Here is a 17830-nt window from a genome sequence, read left to right as displayed (position 1 = left end):
CTATCTCTCGGCGTCCATGGCCAGTACCGCTTCCTCTCCGCTCAAGCGGACCTTGATCACGACCCTCAAAATCGGCGTCTATGCAGGCCTTGTCGGCCTGGTGGCGCTGGTGGTGGCGGTCGTCGTTGCGATGAATTCGCTGCCCAGCTACCAGGAACTGGTCCGCCGCGACGACCTCGGCCAGATGATCCGCGTGCGCGCGGCCGACGGCAGCACCCTCGTCTCGCTCGGGCCGAGCTTCGGCGAATGGGTCCGCTACGACGAGATCCCCGAAGTGATGAAGGATGCGATGCTGGCGGTCGAGGACCGTCGGTATCACATGCATCCCGGCGTCGATCCGATCGGCCTCGCCCGCGCGGTCAAGGTGCGCGTCGAGCGCGGCCACTGGGCCCAGGGCGGATCGACCATCACCCAGCAGCTCGCCCGCAACATCTTCCTGACGAACAGCCGCACCTTCGGCCGCAAGGTCCGCGAGGCGATCTTGGCGCTGGCGCTCGAGCGCCGCTTCTCCAAGGAGCAGATCCTCGAGCTCTACCTCAACCGCGTCTATTTCGGCGGCGGCGCCTACGGCATCGACGCCGCCTCGCGCCGCTTCTTCGGCCACAGCGCCGACACGCTCAGCCTCTCCGAGGCCGCGATCATCGCCGGCCTGGTCAAGGCGCCGTCCAACTATTCGCCAACCGCCGATGCCGAGGCAGCGCGGGGCCGCGCCGGGGTCGTGATCAAGCTGATGCTCGAGACGGGCGACATCACGCCCGCCGAGGCTGCCTCCGCCGAGCCCGCCCAAGTCAAATTCGTGCCGACGCCGAAGCAGAACAGCGTCCGCTATTTCACCGATTGGGTCCTGCCCCAGCTCGACATGCTGATCGATGAATCGGTCGAGCCGATCGACGTCTGGACGACGCTCGATCCGGCAATGCAGCGGTCCGCCGACCAGGCGATCAACGCCAACACGCCGAGCGGCGCCCAGGGCGCGCTCGTCACGCTCGACCGCGACGGCGCGGTCCGTGCGATGGTCGGCGGCCGCGATTACGTAAGCTCGATATACAACCGCGCCACCCAGGCGACGCGCCAGCCGGGCTCGGCGTTCAAGCTTTTCGTCTATCTCTCCGCATTGGAGGCCGGCTACACGCCCGACGACACAGTCGTCGACGAGCCGATCACGATCGGCGGCTGGAGCCCGCGCAACAGCAGCCGGAGCCATTCGGGGCCGGTGACGATCCGCGAAGCCTTTGCGCGTTCGATCAACACGATCTCCGCACGGCTGGGACAGGAAGTGGGCTTCCGCACCATTGCCGACATGGCGCAGCGCTTCGGCATCACCACCGAGATCAACACCCAGCCCTCGATGGTATTGGGGACGTCCGACGTGCGCCTGATCGACATGACCCGCGCCTTCGCCTCGGTCAGCCAGAAGGGCGTGGCGGTGGTGCCCTATGGCATCCGCAGGGTCACCACGCCCGACGGCAGCGTCCTCTACCAGCACGAGGTCGACCAATCGCGCGTCCTCGTCGCGCCGTGGGTCGCCGCGCAGATGACCGACCTGCTGCAGGCGGCGGTGCTGACCGGCACCGGCCGCGCCGCCCAGATTGGGCGTCCCGTCGCCGGCAAGACGGGCACGACCAATTCGAACAAGGACGGCTGGTTCATCGGCTTCTCGAGCGGCCTCACCACCGGCGTGTGGATGGGCCGCGACGACGCCAAGGCGCTGCCGGGACTGCAGGGCGGCACCTCGCCCGCCCGCGCCTTCCGCGACCATATGGTCCGCGCGGTGGCCAAGCGCCCGGTCGAGAAGTTCGACATCGAGGTCGCTCTGCCCGACTGGGAGATGGAGCCCGACGAGGAAGCCTGGTTCGGCGAGCCCGAGAACGGCCCCGCCATCCCCGGCGACCCCGGCATGATGGTCGATCCTGACGGCAATCCGATCGCACCGCAGCCGGGCCAGCCGATCGACGTCGCGCCGCAGCCGCTCCCGGCACCGGCCGATGATCCGAGGCGCGAAGAGCTCAACCAGGAATGGCTGGATCGAGCCGTCGGCCGGGAAAGGGCACCGCCCCCCGCGCCGCGCCAGGCCCCGCCGCCGCGCCAGCTAAGCGCGCGCGATCCGGTGGAGCGCCGCCCCGTTCCGGCGCAGCCATAAGCGCGCCGGCGTCGGATCGGCGCCGAACAATTGCTCGACCAAGGCGTGGAAGCGCGGGCTGTGGTCCATGTGAACACGGTGCGCCACTTCATGCGCCACCGTCGCCCGCCGCACCCAATCGGGCGCCAGGATGAGGCGCCAGCTGTAACGGATGGTCCCAGCCGAGGAGCAGCTTCCCCAGCGCGACACGGTATCGCCGACGCCGACGCGGCTGACCGTCACTCCGGCCTTGGCGGCATATTCGTGGGTCTCGCGGGTCAGCACGTCCAGCGCCTGGCGCCGCAGCCAGCGCTGCATCCTGGGGACGAGCGTTTCCTCCGGCCCGCCGATCAGAATGCGGCCGTCCTCGACCCGCGCGATGCGCGAGCGATCCGGGCGCCAGTCGATCGCATGCGGCACGCCCCCGAGCGGAATCTCGCTGCCGTGGGCGAGCGCGAGCGGCGCCGGGATTGCGGACAGCGTCTTCTCGATCCAGTCCCGATGCCCGGCGGCCCATTGCAGCGCCCGCCGTTGCGACACGCGCCGCGGCACGGTGAGGATCACGGCACCGGTGCGGGGATCGACGCGCAGGCGCATCACCTTGGCCCGCGCCGAAGTCTTCAGCGTGAGGACGGCGCTCACCGAGCCGCCCTCGAAGCGAAGCTCAGAGCTCACGGTCGGAGAGATGATATTCGAGCGGCCCGGCCTCGCCCTCAGGGACCGTCCAGCCGCGGACCGACTGGCCGGCCTCGTGAACCGTGTCGCGACTGCCGGTGATCAGGTAATGCCAGCCCGGAAGCGGCTTGCCCTCGGCGCGCAGCCGATAGGCGCAGGTCGAGGGCAGCCAGGGCAGCGTGCCGGCCTTCTGGTAGGTGAGCTGGACGCAATCGGGCACGAAGCTGCGCCGCCCCTTATAGTTGGTGCAAAGCCCGCTATGGCTGTCGAGCAACTTGCAGGTGACGTTGGTGTTGTAGATCTCGCCGGTGTCGGCATCCTCCACCTTGTGGAGGCAGCATTTGCCGCAGCCGTCGCACAGCTTTTCCCATTCCTCGCGGGTGAGCTGTACGAGCGGTTTTTCCCAGAAGTTCATTTCACCCAGCGTTTGAGCTCCGCGGCCACCGTCTCCGGCCCCTGGTCGTGCGGGACGATCGCGATCGGCTCGCCCTTCGGGCCGAACAGGACGGTGTTACGCGAATGGTTCACCAGATAGCCGCTCGCGCCTTCCGACTGCTCCTTGATATAATAAATGCCGTAGCGCTTCGCCACCTCGGCAATCTGCTCGGGCGTGCCGGTGAGGCCGACCAGCCGGGGATGGAAGGCCGACACGAACTCCTTCACCACCGGCGGCGTGTCGCGCTCGGGGTCGACGCTGATGAAGATCGGCTGGACCTTGGCCGCGATCGCCGGGTCGCTCTTTTCGAGCTGGCGGAAGCCCTGTCCGATCACCTGGAGATCGACCGGGCACACGTCCGGGCAGTAAGTGAAGCCGAAATAGACGAGTCGGTAGCGGCCGTCGAAATCCGTGTCGGAGACCTGCTTGCCGTCCTGGTCGGTCAGCGTGAACGGCCCCCCGAGCGACGCTCCGGCCAGCGGCGGCGTCTCTTCCGCCTTGGGACCGCAGGCGCCGAGCAGCAGTGTCAGGAGGAGGGCGAGCGAAGCGAGAAAGCGGCGTTCATTCATGGCGCGGCCAGCCTTGCTTTGCTACAGGCCGACAATCAAGCTGGTACTGAGGCGGGGTAGAAATCGTGATCCGGATATCCAAAGCGTTGTTCGCGGCCGCCGCGCTGGCCCTGGTTGCCGCACCGGCGGCGGCGCAGCAGCTCACGTCGGACGGTTTCGCCCTGATGGAGGCGGTCAAGAAGCGGGACGGCGACAAGGTCACCAATCTGCTGTCGAAGCCCTCGACCACGATCATCAACACCCGCGACCATGCCAGCGGCGACTCCGTCCTCCACGTCGTCACCCGCGAGCGCGACCTCACCTGGCTCCGCTTCCTCGTCGGCAAGGGTGCACGCGTCGACAGCGAGAATCGCGAGGGCAACACCGCGCTTTCGCTGGCGGCGCAGATCGGCTGGGCCGAAGGCGCCGAATTCCTGCTCGCCCGCAAGGCATCGCCCAACGCTGCCAACAAGCGCGGCGAGACGCCGCTGATCCTCGCGGTGCTGAATCGCGACGTGCCGATGGTGCGGCTGCTTCTGGCGCGCGGCGCCGATCCGCGCAAGGCCGACAGCAGCACCGGCTATTCCGCGATCGATTATGCCAAGCGCGATCCGCGCGCGGCCAGCATCGTGAAGCTGCTCGAGACCCCGGCCAAGCCCGCCAAGGCAGTCTCCGGCCCCGTCCTCTAGTCGAGGCCGGCCAGCCCGGGATCGATTCCGCCTACCAGTCGGCGCGCCGCCCGGCGGGCGAAACGCAACGTCTCCGCCTTGCGCCGGGCCGCGGCGAGCTGGCGCATCGGCGCATCGCGGACCACCGCCGCATCGTAGCGATCGGCGACGATCAGCCCCGACACGTCGGGGCCCTGCGCTTCGCCTTCGAGCAAGGCGAGATCGAAGCCGGCCGGCACGGCCCAGAAGAATCGGTCGCAATAATCGAGATAGTCGCGCCACTTCTGGTCGCCGAGCAGGTCCGCCTTGGACACCTTGATCTCGACGATCGTCAGAAGCCCCTTGCCGCACACGGCCATCAAGTCCGCACGCCGGCCGTTGGGCAGCGGCACTTCGCAGAGTCCGAACAGGTCTTGGCGGAAGAACAGCCGCGTCACCCCGCGCGCGACATCCTGCGCAATGAGCGGCGAATCGGCGAAGCAGCCGTCGAGACTCGGGAGGGAAGCCATCGCCTGACGCTAGAATGAAAAGGGAACAGGATAAAGGGACGGGCACGAAAAAGCCCGCCCTCCAACCGGAGAGCGGGCCATTTCCCGGCGCTTTAAGCGATCAGCGGTAGAAGATGTGGTTGCCCACCGCGGCGACGCGCTTCAGGCCGCGCCACGACGGACGGACGCGGGTCGCATGGAAGAACATCGCATTCTCGGCCTTGCTCTCGGCGAGTTCCTCGCGGGCGATATGGGCGATCGCCACGGCCTTGCGCCACGCCTCGGTGCCGCTCGGCGCGTCGGGGATGCGGCCGCCGCGCACGAACGAGAACTGGCCGCGCTGGCGGACGACGCCGCAGAGGGTGGAGGGATAGCGGCCGGATTCGGCGCGGTTGATCACGACCTCGGCGACGGCGAGCTGGCCCTCGAGCGGCTCGCCCTTCGATTCGAAATAGACGGCCTCGGCGAGGCACTCATGCTCGGCGTCGGCGACCTTAGAACGCGCATGTTCCCCGACCAGTTCGCGCAGCGAGCGCGACTTTGGCGCGGGCTCGGGGGCGATGACGGGCTCGTCGACGGTGGCGACGGCGTGATCGGGAACGGAAGTGGAAAAGTCGACCTGCTGCGCCCGGATTGCCGGCGTCTCCATTCTCGCCGAAGCGAGGGTGGCGCCGTCCAGATCGGCGGCGGCATGGTCAATGTAGCGAACGGCGTTGGCCGTATCGGTTTCGGGAGCCATCGAGGTGTCGGCGTAGGCCGCACCCGCGGCCAACGTCATAGCTGCCCCGGCAATGCCGGTGGCGCGAATGTATCGAAGCATCAAGTCTCTGGACTGTGCGGTTCTCGGACCTTCAGGCGCTCAGAAAAAACCCGCCCTGGGTCGTCCCCCCGTCTCGCTGTGGCCACGACGCCGAACCCCTGGCGTCTTGTGCGGCCCCCCGCTCGAAAAGTGATGGGCGCGTAATGATATCGCGCCGCCAGAGGGTCAACAAAAATCGATCATTTCAGCGGCGAACCGTTCCCACGATGGGACGTCCAGTTCCAAAATCCAGACGTCGGGATCGAATCCGCGCCGCTTTTCGAGGAACTTCTGGACGGCGGCGGGGTTACCCGCCACCGCCTCGCGCCAGGCATAGCGGCCGTCGCCTTGCAGAATCCTCTCGAGGACGCGCGGATCGCCGCCGCGCTCGACCAGGACCACGATGATCGAACCGGCGGTCGCATCGCCCTTCGACAGGACCGCGGCAAATCCGCCTTCGGCCTCCGCCTTGCGCGCCAGGCCGGTGATCAGCACCGACGCCGCGAGACGGGCCTGCGTCATTCGGCGCGGTAGCCGTCGAGGCCGGACAGAGGGATGTGCGAGCGCATGAACGTGCCGGTTCCGCGCGCCGCCTCTTCCCCGCTGGAATCGATCAGGCGCGCGTCGGCGACATAGACCCGGCGCTTGCCACTGGCCCAGCGCCCCTCTGCCACGACCGGTCCGGCCTTCAGCGGGCGCGTGAACAGCAGGTTGAAAGCCGTGGTCAGCAGGAAGCGGTCGGTGACGAGGCTGTTGCAGGCATAGAAAGCGGCGTCGTCGAGCATCTTGAAATAGATGGTGCCGTGGGCGGCGCCGGCGGCGTGATAGACCCTCTCCTCGACCTCGAAGCGGATCCGCGCAAAGCCCTCGTCGACGATCTCGAGCTCGCTCTGGAACAGACGATTGACCGGGGCCCGGCGGTAGAGCGATTCCAGCGCCCGATAATGGGCGAGCGCGCCGGATTCCTCAGGCGGCATGCGCCGCCTCCCCGGCCAGCAAGGCGTAGATCGCGTCCTTCGAGCGCGCACCGCGGAGCTTCGCCAGGGTCTGCTTGTCACGCAGCGCGCGGCTGACGCCGGCCAGCGCCTTCAAATGGTCGGCCCCGGCATCGATCGGCGAGAGCAAAAGGAAGACGAGATCGACCGGGAGATTGTCGATCGACTGGAAATCGATCGGGGCGTTGAGCCGCACGAAATAGCCGAAGACCCGGTCGGGCCCGGGCAGCTTGCCGTGGGGAATGGCGATGCCGTTGCCGAAGCCGGTCGACCCGAGCCGCTCGCGCTCGTTCAGCGCCGCCACGATGGCCTTCGCCGCGATCCCCGTGAGGCGGGAGGCGGCGGCGGCGAGCTGCTGGAACAGCGCCTTCTTGTTCGCGACGCTCAGCCCAGCGTCGACGGCGTCCCCGCCCAGGATCGAAGTCAGATCATTCATGTATGCACCGATATGGGGGCCGGACGGCCCCCGCGCCAATTCAGGAAAAGCTCGGCCCCCCGGCTTGCGCTCAGTCGCGCTGCGGTTCGACCCAGCCGATCGTGCCGTCGCCGCGACGATAGACCATGTTGAACTTGCCGGTGCCGCTGTTGCGGAAGAGCAAGGCGTTGGTGTTGCGCAGATCGAGGATCATCACCGCGTCGGAGACGCTGGCGTCGGGAATGTCGACCCGGGTTTCGGCGATGATCGGCGGGTTGTCGGCCGGCTCCTGCTCCTCCTCGTGCGACTGGAACACAGTGTAGGCGGCATCGGCAGCGATCTCGGCCAGCGCTTCGGCGACCGTCGGCGCGCCGCTGCGATCCTTCAGCCGCTTGGTGTAGCGGCGCAGCTGGCGCTCGATCCGATCGGCGGCCTGGTCGAACGCGGGGTGCGCTTCTGCCGCGCGGCCCGAGCCCTTGAGGATCACGCCTTGCGGCACGTGGGCGATGATGTCGCAGGTGAACTGGTAATCGTGGGGACCTTTGCCGAAGGTCACGTTGGCGAAAAGCGTGCGCGAGAAATACTTCTCGCCGATCGCGTTAAGGCGCTCTTCGACATGCGTCCGAAGCGCTTCGCCGGTATCGACCTGATGACCAGAGACCCGGATTTCCATCATCTTCTCCACACTTATTTGTCGGGCGCGGCTTAGGCGCGGCGACAGTCAGGGGTCAACCGCGCCCGTCCAGCCGGTGCCATATGGGGTCGACCAATGCGGCTACAAATGCGGCGTGTCGCTGAAGTTCCTCTTCCGACGCGAAATGCGGCCGCGGCGGGCGGACCTTGAGCACGATCGGGGCGGCGTCGGCCAGCCGCGCGGCGTCGGCGATGTCCTGCTCGACCTTGGTCGTGGCCAGCGAGAAGCCGATCTGCCGGCCGCCGGTCAGCTCGATATAGACCTGGGCCAGGAGCTGGGCGTCGATCAGCGCGCCATGCTTGACGCGGAGGCTGCGGTCGACGCCGAAGCGGGTGCACAAGGCGTCGAGGCTGTGCTTAGCGCCGGGATGACGCTGCCGCGCCAGCACCAGCGTGTCGACCATCCGGGTCATGCAGACCAGTGGTCGCCCGCACTGGCTCAATTCGTGGTTCAGGAATCCGAAGTCGAAGCTGGCATTGTGTGCGACCAGCGGGCTGTCGCCGACGAATTCGAGCAGATCCTCGCACAATTCGTCGAAGCACGGCTTGTCGGCCAGGAAGGCGTCGGACAGTCCGTGCACCGCCTGCGCCTCCGCCGGCATCGACCGCTTGGGATTGAAATAAGCGTGGAAAGTCCGGCCGGTTTCGACCCGGTTGATCAATTCGACGCAGCCGATCTCGACCATCCGGTCGCCAGTGAGCGGATTGAGCCCCGTGGTCTCGGTGTCGAAGATGATTTCCCGCATCGGACCCTTATGAATCCGGACGTCCTTTCAGTCCAGCGATCAGTGCTCGGACCGCCGCTTTCGTCTCGTCCAACGAACCCCCTGTCGGAATCACGAAATCGGCGCGCGCGCGTTTCTCCGAATCCGGCATCTGCAGCGCCAATATCTGTTCGAACCGGTCCTCGGTCATGCCGGGCCGAGTCAGGACGCGCGCCCGCTGGATTTCGGCGGGCGCAGAGACGACCGCGATCCTGTCGACATGCGACCAGCCGCCTTTTTCGAACAGCAGCGGGATATCGAGCACGACCAGCGGATCCGCGCGATGTGCGGCGAGGAAATGCTCGCGCTCTGCGGCGACGGCGGGATGGACCAGGGCCTCCAGCCGCTGCAGCGCCTCGGGCTGGCCGAGCACTGCCTCGGCGAGGCTGGTCCGGTCGACTCCGGCCGGGCCAGTGGTGCCGGGAAAATCGGATTCGATGGCGGCCACCAGGGCTCCCTCGGGTCCCTGCAGCCGGTGAACCGCAGCGTCGGCGTCGAACACGGGCACGCCCGCTTCGGCGAACATCGCGGCGACCGTGGATTTGCCCATGCCGATCGAGCCTGTGAGGCCGAGCGTGATCATGCCATCAAGATGCTGCGCTCGCGGAGATATTTGAGCAAAGGCAGCAGCGGCAGGCCCTGGATGGCGAAATGGCTGCCCTCGACCCAATCGAACAATTGCGCGCCCCGCCCCTCGATATGATAGCCGCCGACGCTGTTGCGGACGTCCTCATATTCCACGTCGAGATAGGAATCGATGAACTCGTCGCTGAGCGTGCGCATCGTCAGGCGCACGGTATCCGAATGGCGCCACACGATCTTCTTGTTCTCGGCCACAGCGACGGCGGAATGGAGAAAATGGCTGCGGCCGCTGAGCGTCTTCAACTGGTCGAACGCCTCGTCGCGCGTCTTCGGCTTATCGAACGTCTCGCCGTCGCCATATTCCAGCGTCTGGTCGCAGCCGATGATCAGGGTGCCGACCGCGTCGAGCACGCTCAGCGCCTTCATCTCGGCCAGCGTCTTGGCGACGACATGGGCGGCGAGGCCGTCATGCTGCAGCTCCGCCTTGCGCGCGTCCTCGTCGATCATCGCCGGCACAGCATCGAAGGCGACGCCGGTCGCCTCCAGCATGCCGCGGCGAGTAGTGCTCATCGATGCGAGGAGAAGTTTCATTCAGACCCGTCCATTCGTTCGTTGCACAATTTAACGATCGCAAACGCCGTTTCTTCAATCGAGCGGCGAGTTACATCGATGACAGGCCAACCGTTATCCGCAAATAGGCGCCGTGCGAAGGCGAGCTCGGCGGCCACTGCATCGGCATCCACATAATCGGTTTCCGGCGCCTGGTTGAGCGCGAGCAGGCGATTGCGGCGGATCTGGATCAGCCGGTCCGAGCCGGTGGTCAGACCCACGACCAGCGGATGCTTGAGCGAGAAAAGCGATGGCGGCGGCGGCGATTCCGGGACAAGCGGGATATTGGCGACCTTGTAGCCGCGATTGGCGAGATAGATGGAGGTCGGCGTCTTCGAAGTGCGGGACACGCCCGCGAGGACGATGTCGGCCTCCTCCCAATTCTGCGCGTTGACGCCGTCGTCATGCGCGATCGAAAACTGGATCGCGTCGACGCGCGCGAAATAAGCCGCGTCGAGCGCATGCTGGCGTCCTGGCCGCGCCTTGGCCTCCTGGCCGAGCACGGCGGACAAAGCGTCGATCACCGGATCGAGCGCCGACACCGCATGGATGCCGCGGCGGCGGCATTTCTGCTCGAGCTCGCGGCGGATATTGCTGTTCACCAGCGTGTAGAGGACGAGCCCAGGCCGACGCTCGATATCGTCGAGCACGCGATCGAGATGCCCTTCCGACCGGATCATCGGCCAGAAATGGCGCAGCGCCTCGACCCCGTCAAACTGGGCCAGGCACGCCTTTGCAACGACTTCCAGCGTCTCGCCCGTGGAATCCGAGAGGAGGTGGAGGTGGAACTGACCCATCAAGAATCCGCCTGTGGAAAAGCCTGGGGAAAGCGCTAGCGGAAGCTTCGGGGCGCTTTCAAGAAATCGATTCGCCCCCGTTGTCCGGATTCCATCCACAGTTCGCCGAACACCGGATAAGTTCCATCCCCAGATTGTGGATAGCGGGGATCGTTCCGGCGAATCTGCAGCGGCCCGTGGGGGCCTCCCGAGTCAAGCTGTTTGCAAAAACGGTGCGATTCAATAAACCCCCTGATCCGACGCCCTACAACCTTCATCAGACTCTCTTCTAATAAGACTCTTTAGATAAGAGAGGCGGAGCCCGCGCCCCTTATGTCCGGATCGAATAAGCCCCTGCTCACCGTGCTGAACGGCGGAAATCCGGGAAAAATGCCGATATGGCTGATGCGCCAGGCCGGCCGCTACCTGCCCGAGTACCGCGCGTTGAGGGCCGACAGGGGCGGCTTCCTCGAGCTGGTTTACGATACCGACGCGGCAGCCGAGGTCACGCTCCAGCCGATCCGCCGGTTCGGCTTCGATGGGGCCATCCTCTTCTCCGACATCCTGATCGTGCCTTATGCGCTCGGCCAGGATCTACGCTTCGAGGCTGGCGAGGGGCCGCGACTGTCGCCGCCGCTCGTCGATGCTGCCTTCGCCTCGCTTGAGGCCGTGCCAGAGCGTCTGGAGGCGGTTTACCGGACCGTGGATAAGGTGAAGCGAGCATTGCCGCCTGAAACCACCTTCCTGGGCTTTGCAGGCAGCCCGTGGACGGTCGCGACCTATATGATCGCGGGCAAGGGCAGCAAGGAGCAGGCCGACGCCCGGCGCTACGCCTATCGTGATCCGACGGCGTTCCAGGAAATCATCGACGCCGTCGCGGACATGACCGTCGACTATCTGTCAGGCCAGGTCGAAGCCGGGGTCGAGGCCGTGCAATTGTTCGACAGCTGGGCGGGCAGCCTGGCGCCGGCCCAGTTCGAACAATGGGTGATCGCGCCCAACGCGCGGATCATCGCCGCCTTCAAGGCGCGCCATCCCGATATTCCTGTGATCGGCTTTCCCAAGGGCGCGGGCGGCAAGCTCCCCGCTTATGCGCGCGAAACCGGGGTCGACGCGCTCGGCCTCGACGAAACGGTGGATCCGGCCTGGGCCCATTCCGCCCTGCCCGCTGGTCTCCCCGTCCAGGGCAATCTCGATCCGCTCGCGCTGATCGCCGGCGGCGACGCGCTTGAAAAGGCGGTTGCCCGTATCATATCAGCGCTCGAAGATAGGCCGCATATCTTCAACTTGGGGCATGGCATCTTGCCGGACACGCCGATCGCTCATGTCGAGCAACTCCTCCAACTGGTGCGCCAGTGACCGGCTATGATTTCGAAACGGCTCTTCAATTGACCTACGCCTGGATTAAGGCTGCGCACGTCATCTTCGTGATCTTCTGGATCGCGGGCCTGTTCATGCTGCCCCGCTACTACGTCTACCATCAGGAGGCGACGCCCGGATCGGTCGAGGAGAAGCGCTGGATCGACCGCGAGAAGAAGCTCCGCAATATCATCATCACGCCAGCCATGGCGATGGTGTGGGTGTTCGGCCTGACCCTCGCCTTCATGACCGGCGCCTGGTCGCAGGGCTGGTTCCACGCCAAGTTCGCGCTCGTCATCGCTCTGTCCGGCTATCACGGCTGGATGGTTGCTTATGGCAAGAAGCTCGCCCGCGGTGAGCGGCCTGTGAGCGGCAAGGCGCTGCGCATCATGAACGAAGTGCCCGGCATTGCCACGGCCATCATCGTCATCCTGGTGATCGTTCGCCCCTTTTAGTACATATTGACTTGAATCAGGGCGGAGCCTAACGCACCCTCAAGTCGTTAGCTCGCAGTCCTTTGCGGGCATCCAGCCGCATTCTGATCTCTCAGCGCTTCGGACGACCGTATCCCGCTTTCCCGAGAATCCTCATGCATCTCAAAGATTTGAAGCAGAAGACCCCCGCCGATCTGGTGGCCATGGCCGAAGAGCTTGGCATCGAGGGCGCATCCACGCTCCGCAAGCAGGAACTGATGTTCTCCATCCTCAAGGTCCAGGCCGAAAACGGCCAGGAGATCATGGGCATGGGGACGATCGAGGTCCTGCCCGACGGGTTCGGTTTCCTCCGCAGCCCCGAGGCGAATTATCTCGCCGGCCCCGACGACATCTATGTCGCGCCCAACCAGGTCCGGAAATTCGGCCTGCGCACCGGCGACACGATCGAGGGCGAGATCCGCGGTCCCAAGGACGGCGAGCGCTATTTCGCGCTGACCCGCCTGGTCTCGGTCAATTTCGACGATCCCGATGCGGTCCGCCATCGCGTCAATTTCGACAACCTCACCCCGCTCTATCCCGACGAGAAATTGCGGCTCGACACGCTCGATCCGACCCAGAAGGACAAGTCCGCCCGGGTCATCGATATCGTCAGCCCGCAGGGCAAGGGCCAGCGCGCCCTGATCGTCGCGCCGCCGCGCGTCGGCAAGACGGTGCTGCTGCAGAATATCGCCAAGGCGATCACCGAGAACCATCCCGAGGTCTTCCTGATCGTACTGCTGATCGACGAGCGGCCTGAGGAAGTCACCGACATGCAGCGCTCGGTCCAGGGCGAGGTCATCTCCTCGACATTCGACGAACCCGCGCAGCGCCACGTCCAAGTCGCCGAGATGGTGATCGAAAAGGCCAAGCGCCTCGTTGAGCACAAGAAGGATGTCGTCATCCTCCTGGACTCGATCACGCGCCTCGGCCGCGCCTACAACACCGTCGTGCCGAGCTCGGGCAAGGTCCTGACCGGCGGCGTCGACGCCAACGCGCTGCAGCGCCCCAAGCGCTTCTTCGGCGCCGCGCGCAATATCGAGGAAGGCGGCTCGCTCTCGATCATCGCCACCGCCCTGATCGACACCGGCTCCAAGATGGACGAGGTCATCTTCGAAGAGTTCAAGGGTACCGGCAATTCGGAAATCGTGCTCGATCGCAAGGTTGCGGACAAGCGCATCTTCCCGGCGCTCGACGTCGGCAAGTCCGGCACCCGCAAGGAAGAGTTGCTGGTGGATCCGGCGACCCTCTCCAAGATGTGGGTCCTGCGCCGCATCCTGATGCAGATGGGCACGATCGACGCGATGCAGTTCCTGCTCGACAAGATGAAGGACGCGAAATCCAACGAGGATTTCTTCGCCTCGATGAACCAGTAAGCCGCGGAGGCGTTCGCGAACGATGCTCGACTTCATCCTGAATTTCTCGCTGTCACTGGGCAGTCCCGGCAACATCTGGGACCATATCGTCGCCGATTTCTCGAACCTGGGCTCGCCTTCGGCTATGGCCGCGTTCGGCCAGGTGCTGATGATCGACATCATGCTTGCCGGCGACAATGCGATCGTCGTCGGCGCGCTTGCCGCGGGCCTGCCCGCCGATCAGCGCCGCAAGGTGATCATGATCGGCATCATCGCCGCCTTGGTCCTGCGCATCATCTTCGCGCTCGCGGTGACGTGGTTGCTCGGCATCGTCGGGCTGGTCTTCGCGGGCGGCCTGCTGCTGCTCTGGGTCGCGTTCAAGATGTGGCGCGACCTTCGCCACACCGCGGAATCGCCCGGCTCGGCCGAGATCGCGGGTGACGAGCATTCGGGCCTGAAGCCGGCCAAGAGCTTTGCGGCCGCCGCCTGGGCGGTCGCGGTGGCGGACGTCTCGATGAGCCTCGACAACGTGCTCGCGGTCGCCGGCGCGGCGCGCGACCATCCCGGCATCCTCGTGATCGGCCTGATCCTGTCGGTTGCGCTGATGGGCATCGCCGCGAACGTCCTGGCGAAATATATCGAGCGCTATCGCTGGATCGCCTGGGTCGGCCTCCTGGTGATCGTCTACGTCGCGATCAAGATGATCTACGATGGCTTTATCGATCCGTCGGTAGGCATCACCACCCTCTTCGCCTGATCGACGCCTTCGGCGCCCGGATCACGGAATCAGCAGGGTAGAACCTGTCGTGTTCCGCGATTCGAGCGCGCGATGGGCTTCGGCCGCGTCGGACAACGGATAGCGCGCGCCGATCCGCACCGGCACGGCGTCGCTGCCGATCATCTCGAACAGCCGGGCGGCCGACGCCCGCATTTCATCCGGCGTGGCGATATAATCGAACAAGGTCGGCCGCGTGACGAACAGCGAGCCGGCGCGGACCAGATCGAGCGGCGTGAAGGGGGGAACCGGCCCCGAGGCGTTGCCGTAGGTGACGATCAGGCCGCGACGTGCCGTGGACTGCAGCGAAGCCTCCCAGCTCGCGGCGCCGACGCCGTCTAGGACGACCGGCACGCCCTTGCCGTCGGTCAGCGCACGTACCTGCGCGGCAAGCTCTTCCATCGGGCAGGACAAAGCCTCGTCGGCCCCCGCTTCGCGCGCCTGCTGCGCCTTGGCCGGGCTGCCCGCATGCGCGATCACGCCCGCGCCGATCGCCTTTAGCCACGGCACCAGGATCGAGCCGACACCGCCCGCCGCGGCATGGACGAGGACGGTCTGGCCGGGCTCCACCCGGGCGCAGCGCTCGATCAGAAATTCGGCGGTGCAGCCCTTCAGCATCGCGGCGGCGGCGACCTCCGATCCGATCGCGTCGGGCAGCTTCACAGCGCGCTCGGCAGCGACGATCCGGTGTGTGGCGTAAGCGCCGAGCGGGCCGGAAAAGACTCCGACTCGATCCCCCCGCCGGAAGCCCTCCACGCCGTCTCCTGTGGCCTCGACGATCCCCGCGGATTCGTTGCCGAGGCCGCTCGGCAATGGAGTCGGGTACAGGCCCGAGCGATAATAAGTGTCGATGAAGTTGAGGCCGATTGCCTCGTTGCGGACCAGCAATTCGCCGTCGCCGGGCGCGAGCTTTCCTAGCGGTTCGCGCTCGAGGACCTCGGGCCCGCCCGTCTCCCGCATTGCAATGCGATAGGCTTCGGTCATGCCAGGTGCTGCGCGAAAAAGTCTTCGGTGCGGCTGTCGGCGAGCCGGGCCGCGTCCTCGCTGCGGCGCTGGCCCATCTCGGCGGCGAAGCCGTGGTCCTCGCCGGGATAATCGTGGAGCGTGACTCGGGGATGATCGTCCAGGCCCTCGTGCATCTTGGCCTGAACGTCGGGCAGCACGAAATGGTCGGCGCCGGCAATGTGGAGCATCAGCGGCCGCGCGATGCCGTGCTTCTCCTGCAGCAGCCCGTCGAGGCCGACCGCATAATAGCCGACGCTTGCGTCGACGTCGGTGCGCGCCGCCGTCATGTAAGCGAGCCGGCCGCCCAGGCAGTAGCCGACCACGCCGACCTTGCCCCCGTCGGGCATCATCGCGCGTGCGGCGCGGATCGTGGCCTCGATGTCCCGGATCCCGCGGTCCTGGTTGAAGCGGTTCATCAGTCCGAGCGCGGCCTGGAATTCCTCCGGAACGTCGGGGTTGAGCTCGACGCCCGGCTCGAGCGGCCAGAAGAGATCGGGCGCGATCGCGAGATAGCCGAGCCCGGCCCAATGGTCGGCCTTGCGACGGATGCCTTCGTTGACCCCGAAAATCTCCTGGATGACGATCACCGCCGCCTTGGGATCGCCGGCGGGGCGCGCCACATAGGCGTTGAAGGCCTGATCGCCGTCCAGGGTGCGGATCTCGGTCATCGCCATCGGGGTCTCCTCATGTGTTCCGGCTTGCGGGGTGGGGCGGGACTATACACATAGACCCGGCGGGGCCCGCAACCGCCCGAGGAGGTGAAGCCGATGAAAATCACGGTCGATGTCGATTGCACGCCGGAAGAGGCACGCCATTTCCTCGGATTGCCGGATTTGGCGCCGGTCCATGAGGCCTATGTCGAGCGGCTGCAGAAATTGGTGGCGGACGGCGTCACCCCCGAAATGGTCGGCGACATGATGAAGGCCTGGGGGCCGATGAGTGAAGCCGGCATGAGCCTGTGGAGCGGGATGCTGGGCCAGATGAGCGGGAAGAAGTGAGCCAAGCGGCCGCCGATACGATCTACGCTTTGTCCTCGGGCAATCCGCCGGCCGCGATCGCGGTTGTGCGGGTGAGCGGGCCGATGGCCGACGAGGCGGTGCGGATGCTGGCCGGGAGGTTGCCCGAGCCGCGGCGGGCGAGCCTGGCGACCTTGCGCCATCCCGCGCTGGGCGACTTGCTCGACAATGCGCTCGTGATCCGCTTTCCCGGCCCGAACAGCTCGACCGGCGAGGACCTCGTCGAATTCCACCTTCATGGCGGCCGCTCGGTGGTCGCGGCGGTGCTCGAGGCGCTCACGGCGGCGGCGGGGCTACGCCCGGCCCTGCCCGGGGAGTTTACCCGCCGCGCCTTCGAGAATGGCCGCATCGACCTCGCAGAAGCCGAAGGGCTCGCTGACCTCTTAATGGCCGAGACCGATTCGCAGCGCCGCGCCGCGCTCGCTTTGGCCGGGGGCGCGCTCAGCCGCCAGGTCGAGCAGTGGCAGCAGCGATTGCTGGCGCTCGCCGCGCAGGTGGAGGCGGCACTCGACTTCGCCGACGAGGGGGACGTCGAGGAAGAAGTCTCTCTGGCCGATTCGCCCTTCCTCCGCGCGCTCGTGGACGAATTGGCTGAAATGCTGAGCCGGCCCGGCAGCGAACGTCTCCGAGACGGGGTGCGGGTCGTCATCGCAGGTCCTCCGAATGCCGGAAAATCAAGCCTTCTCAATGCGCTAGCGGGTCGTCGGGCGGCGATCACCTCGCCGATCGCCGGCACGACGCGCGATAGGGTCGAGGCACCCACCGCAATCGGCGGCTCGCCGTTCCTGCTGGTCGACACGGCGGGTCTCAGGGAGAGCGGCGATGAGATCGAGACGATCGGCGTGGGGCTGGCCAAAGAAAGCCTCGCCGACGCCGACCTGATCCTGTGGCTCGGCGATCCCGGCGAGCGTCCCGATGGCGAGCGCACGATCGTCGTCGCCGCCAAGTCGGACCTCCGCGGCCAGGTGGACGCTAGCGCCGATATCAGCATTTCGGCCGAGACCGGCGCCGGAATGAACAAGCTTGTCGCATTGCTCGTCGAGCGCACCCGGACCCTGCTGCCGCGCGAAGGCGAAGTCGCGATCAACGCGCGGCATCGGGCGCTGGTGGCGGAATGCCTGGCAGCGCTGCGCGAGGCGGCGGGGGCGCACGACCTGATCATCGCTTCCGAGGCGCTGCGCCATGCCCGCGGCGCGCTCGATCGGATCACCGGCCGCGCCGGGGTCGAAGATATGCTCGACGCCCTGTTCGGGCAATTCTGCATCGGCAAGTGATGTTCCACG

Annotated in this window: 23 protein-coding genes; 8 read left to right on the top strand and 15 right to left on the bottom strand. The window is 66.4% G+C overall.

The window, feature by feature from the left end:
- Window positions 1-16: 16 nt before the first annotated feature.
- Window positions 17-2140 carry a transglycosylase domain-containing protein gene (locus tag SH591_RS09625; RefSeq protein WP_324748940.1) on the top strand — a complete coding sequence of 708 codons (2124 nt, stop codon included), beginning with the start codon at window positions 17-19 and terminating at the stop codon, window positions 2138-2140.
- Here the strand turns inward: SH591_RS09625 and SH591_RS09620 are convergent.
- From SH591_RS09620 to SH591_RS09610, 3 genes are read right to left on the bottom strand one after another with little or no spacing between them, the layout of a single operon-like run.
- A complete protein-coding gene (locus SH591_RS09620; protein ID WP_322831294.1) occupies window positions 2090-2794 on the bottom strand; it encodes a M48 family metallopeptidase in 705 nt (234 codons plus the stop codon). The two genes, SH591_RS09625 and SH591_RS09620, sit on opposite strands and share 51 nt — an antisense overlap.
- Entirely contained in the window at window positions 2784-3209 is a 426-nt protein-coding gene (locus SH591_RS09615) for a YcgN family cysteine cluster protein (RefSeq protein WP_324748939.1), read from the bottom strand. Before SH591_RS09615 ends, SH591_RS09620 begins: the two co-directional genes overlap by 11 nt.
- Window positions 3206-3799 (bottom strand): SCO family protein, encoded by a 594-nt coding sequence (locus SH591_RS09610; protein WP_324748938.1) that lies wholly within the window; start codon window positions 3797-3799, stop codon window positions 3206-3208. Before SH591_RS09610 ends, SH591_RS09615 begins: the two co-directional genes overlap by 4 nt.
- Window positions 3800-3864: 65 nt before the next feature.
- Between SH591_RS09610 and SH591_RS09605 the strand changes: the two genes are divergently transcribed.
- The gene (locus SH591_RS09605; protein WP_322831291.1) at window positions 3865-4467 is read left to right on the top strand and encodes an ankyrin repeat domain-containing protein; all 603 of its coding nucleotides are present in this window, start codon (window positions 3865-3867) and stop codon (window positions 4465-4467) included.
- Here the strand turns inward: SH591_RS09605 and SH591_RS09600 are convergent.
- The 10 genes from SH591_RS09600 to SH591_RS09555 form a co-directional block, all read right to left on the bottom strand.
- Entirely contained in the window at window positions 4464-4955 is a 492-nt protein-coding gene (locus SH591_RS09600) for an MmcB family DNA repair protein (protein ID WP_324748937.1), read from the bottom strand. The two genes, SH591_RS09605 and SH591_RS09600, sit on opposite strands and share 4 nt — an antisense overlap.
- Window positions 4956-5055: 100 nt before the next feature.
- Window positions 5056-5712, bottom strand: a complete 657-nt coding sequence (locus tag SH591_RS09595) for a cell wall hydrolase (RefSeq protein WP_324748936.1) — start codon at window positions 5710-5712, stop codon at window positions 5056-5058.
- A gap of 207 nt (window positions 5713-5919) precedes the next feature.
- Window positions 5920-6255, bottom strand: coding sequence for a DUF1491 family protein (locus SH591_RS09590; protein ID WP_324748935.1), 336 nt, complete (start codon window positions 6253-6255; stop codon window positions 5920-5922).
- On the bottom strand, window positions 6252-6710 hold the full coding sequence (locus SH591_RS09585) for a PaaI family thioesterase (RefSeq protein ID WP_324748934.1): 459 nt from the start codon (window positions 6708-6710) through the stop codon (window positions 6252-6254). Before SH591_RS09585 ends, SH591_RS09590 begins: the two co-directional genes overlap by 4 nt.
- Complete coding sequence (locus SH591_RS09580) at window positions 6700-7164, bottom strand: PTS sugar transporter subunit IIA (protein ID WP_324748933.1); 465 nt, start codon at window positions 7162-7164, stop codon at window positions 6700-6702. Before SH591_RS09580 ends, SH591_RS09585 begins: the two co-directional genes overlap by 11 nt.
- A 70-nt stretch (window positions 7165-7234) precedes the next feature.
- Window positions 7235-7816, bottom strand: coding sequence for a ribosome hibernation-promoting factor, HPF/YfiA family (gene hpf, locus SH591_RS09575; protein WP_324751362.1), 582 nt, complete (start codon window positions 7814-7816; stop codon window positions 7235-7237).
- Window positions 7817-7871: 55 nt separating this feature from the next.
- The gene (gene dnaQ, locus SH591_RS09570) at window positions 7872-8582 is read right to left on the bottom strand and encodes a DNA polymerase III subunit epsilon (protein WP_324748932.1); all 711 of its coding nucleotides are present in this window, start codon (window positions 8580-8582) and stop codon (window positions 7872-7874) included.
- Window positions 8583-8589: 7 nt separating this feature from the next.
- Window positions 8590-9183: a dephospho-CoA kinase gene (gene coaE / locus SH591_RS09565; protein ID WP_324748931.1), complete on the bottom strand. Its 594-nt coding sequence runs from the start codon at window positions 9181-9183 to the stop codon at window positions 8590-8592.
- Window positions 9180-9752 carry a Maf family protein gene (locus SH591_RS09560; protein WP_324748930.1) on the bottom strand — a complete coding sequence of 191 codons (573 nt, stop codon included), beginning with the start codon at window positions 9750-9752 and terminating at the stop codon, window positions 9180-9182. Before SH591_RS09560 ends, coaE begins: the two co-directional genes overlap by 4 nt.
- Before the next feature lie 17 nt (window positions 9753-9769).
- A complete protein-coding gene (locus tag SH591_RS09555) occupies window positions 9770-10588 on the bottom strand; it encodes a pyruvate, water dikinase regulatory protein (protein ID WP_322831281.1) in 819 nt (272 codons plus the stop codon).
- Window positions 10589-10900: 312 nt separating this feature from the next.
- Between SH591_RS09555 and hemE the strand changes: the two genes are divergently transcribed.
- From hemE to SH591_RS09535, 4 genes are all read left to right on the top strand, one after another.
- Complete coding sequence (hemE, locus tag SH591_RS09550) at window positions 10901-11926, top strand: uroporphyrinogen decarboxylase (RefSeq protein ID WP_324748929.1); 1026 nt, start codon at window positions 10901-10903, stop codon at window positions 11924-11926.
- The gene (locus SH591_RS09545) at window positions 11923-12381 is read left to right on the top strand and encodes a CopD family protein (protein ID WP_322831279.1); all 459 of its coding nucleotides are present in this window, start codon (window positions 11923-11925) and stop codon (window positions 12379-12381) included. Before hemE ends, SH591_RS09545 begins: the two co-directional genes overlap by 4 nt.
- A gap of 134 nt (window positions 12382-12515) precedes the next feature.
- Window positions 12516-13772: a transcription termination factor Rho gene (gene rho / locus SH591_RS09540; protein ID WP_322831278.1), complete on the top strand. Its 1257-nt coding sequence runs from the start codon at window positions 12516-12518 to the stop codon at window positions 13770-13772.
- A 22-nt stretch (window positions 13773-13794) separates the two neighbouring features.
- Window positions 13795-14508, top strand: a complete 714-nt coding sequence (locus SH591_RS09535; RefSeq protein WP_324748928.1) for a TerC family protein — start codon at window positions 13795-13797, stop codon at window positions 14506-14508.
- A gap of 21 nt (window positions 14509-14529) precedes the next feature.
- On the opposite strand, the gene SH591_RS09530 is transcribed toward SH591_RS09535, so the two are convergent.
- Together SH591_RS09530 and SH591_RS09525 are read right to left on the bottom strand one after the other, a co-directional pair.
- On the bottom strand, window positions 14530-15510 hold the full coding sequence (locus SH591_RS09530; RefSeq protein ID WP_324748927.1) for a quinone oxidoreductase family protein: 981 nt from the start codon (window positions 15508-15510) through the stop codon (window positions 14530-14532).
- Window positions 15507-16205: a dienelactone hydrolase family protein gene (locus tag SH591_RS09525; RefSeq protein WP_324748926.1), complete on the bottom strand. Its 699-nt coding sequence runs from the start codon at window positions 16203-16205 to the stop codon at window positions 15507-15509. The genes SH591_RS09530 and SH591_RS09525 overlap by 4 nt, the downstream gene beginning before the upstream one ends.
- Before the next feature lie 93 nt (window positions 16206-16298).
- Between SH591_RS09525 and SH591_RS09520 the strand changes: the two genes are divergently transcribed.
- On the top strand, window positions 16299-16529 hold the full coding sequence (locus SH591_RS09520) for a DUF6489 family protein (RefSeq protein ID WP_324748925.1): 231 nt from the start codon (window positions 16299-16301) through the stop codon (window positions 16527-16529).
- Window positions 16526-17821, top strand: a complete 1296-nt coding sequence (gene mnmE, locus SH591_RS09515) for a tRNA uridine-5-carboxymethylaminomethyl(34) synthesis GTPase MnmE (RefSeq protein WP_324748924.1) — start codon at window positions 16526-16528, stop codon at window positions 17819-17821. The genes SH591_RS09520 and mnmE overlap by 4 nt, the downstream gene beginning before the upstream one ends.
- Window positions 17822-17830: the final 9 nt, after the last annotated feature.

Source organism: Sphingomonas sp. LY54 (assembly GCF_035594035.1).
Lineage (GTDB): Bacteria > Pseudomonadota > Alphaproteobacteria > Sphingomonadales > Sphingomonadaceae > Allosphingosinicella.
This window is presented reverse-complemented; position numbering and strand designations above follow the sequence as displayed.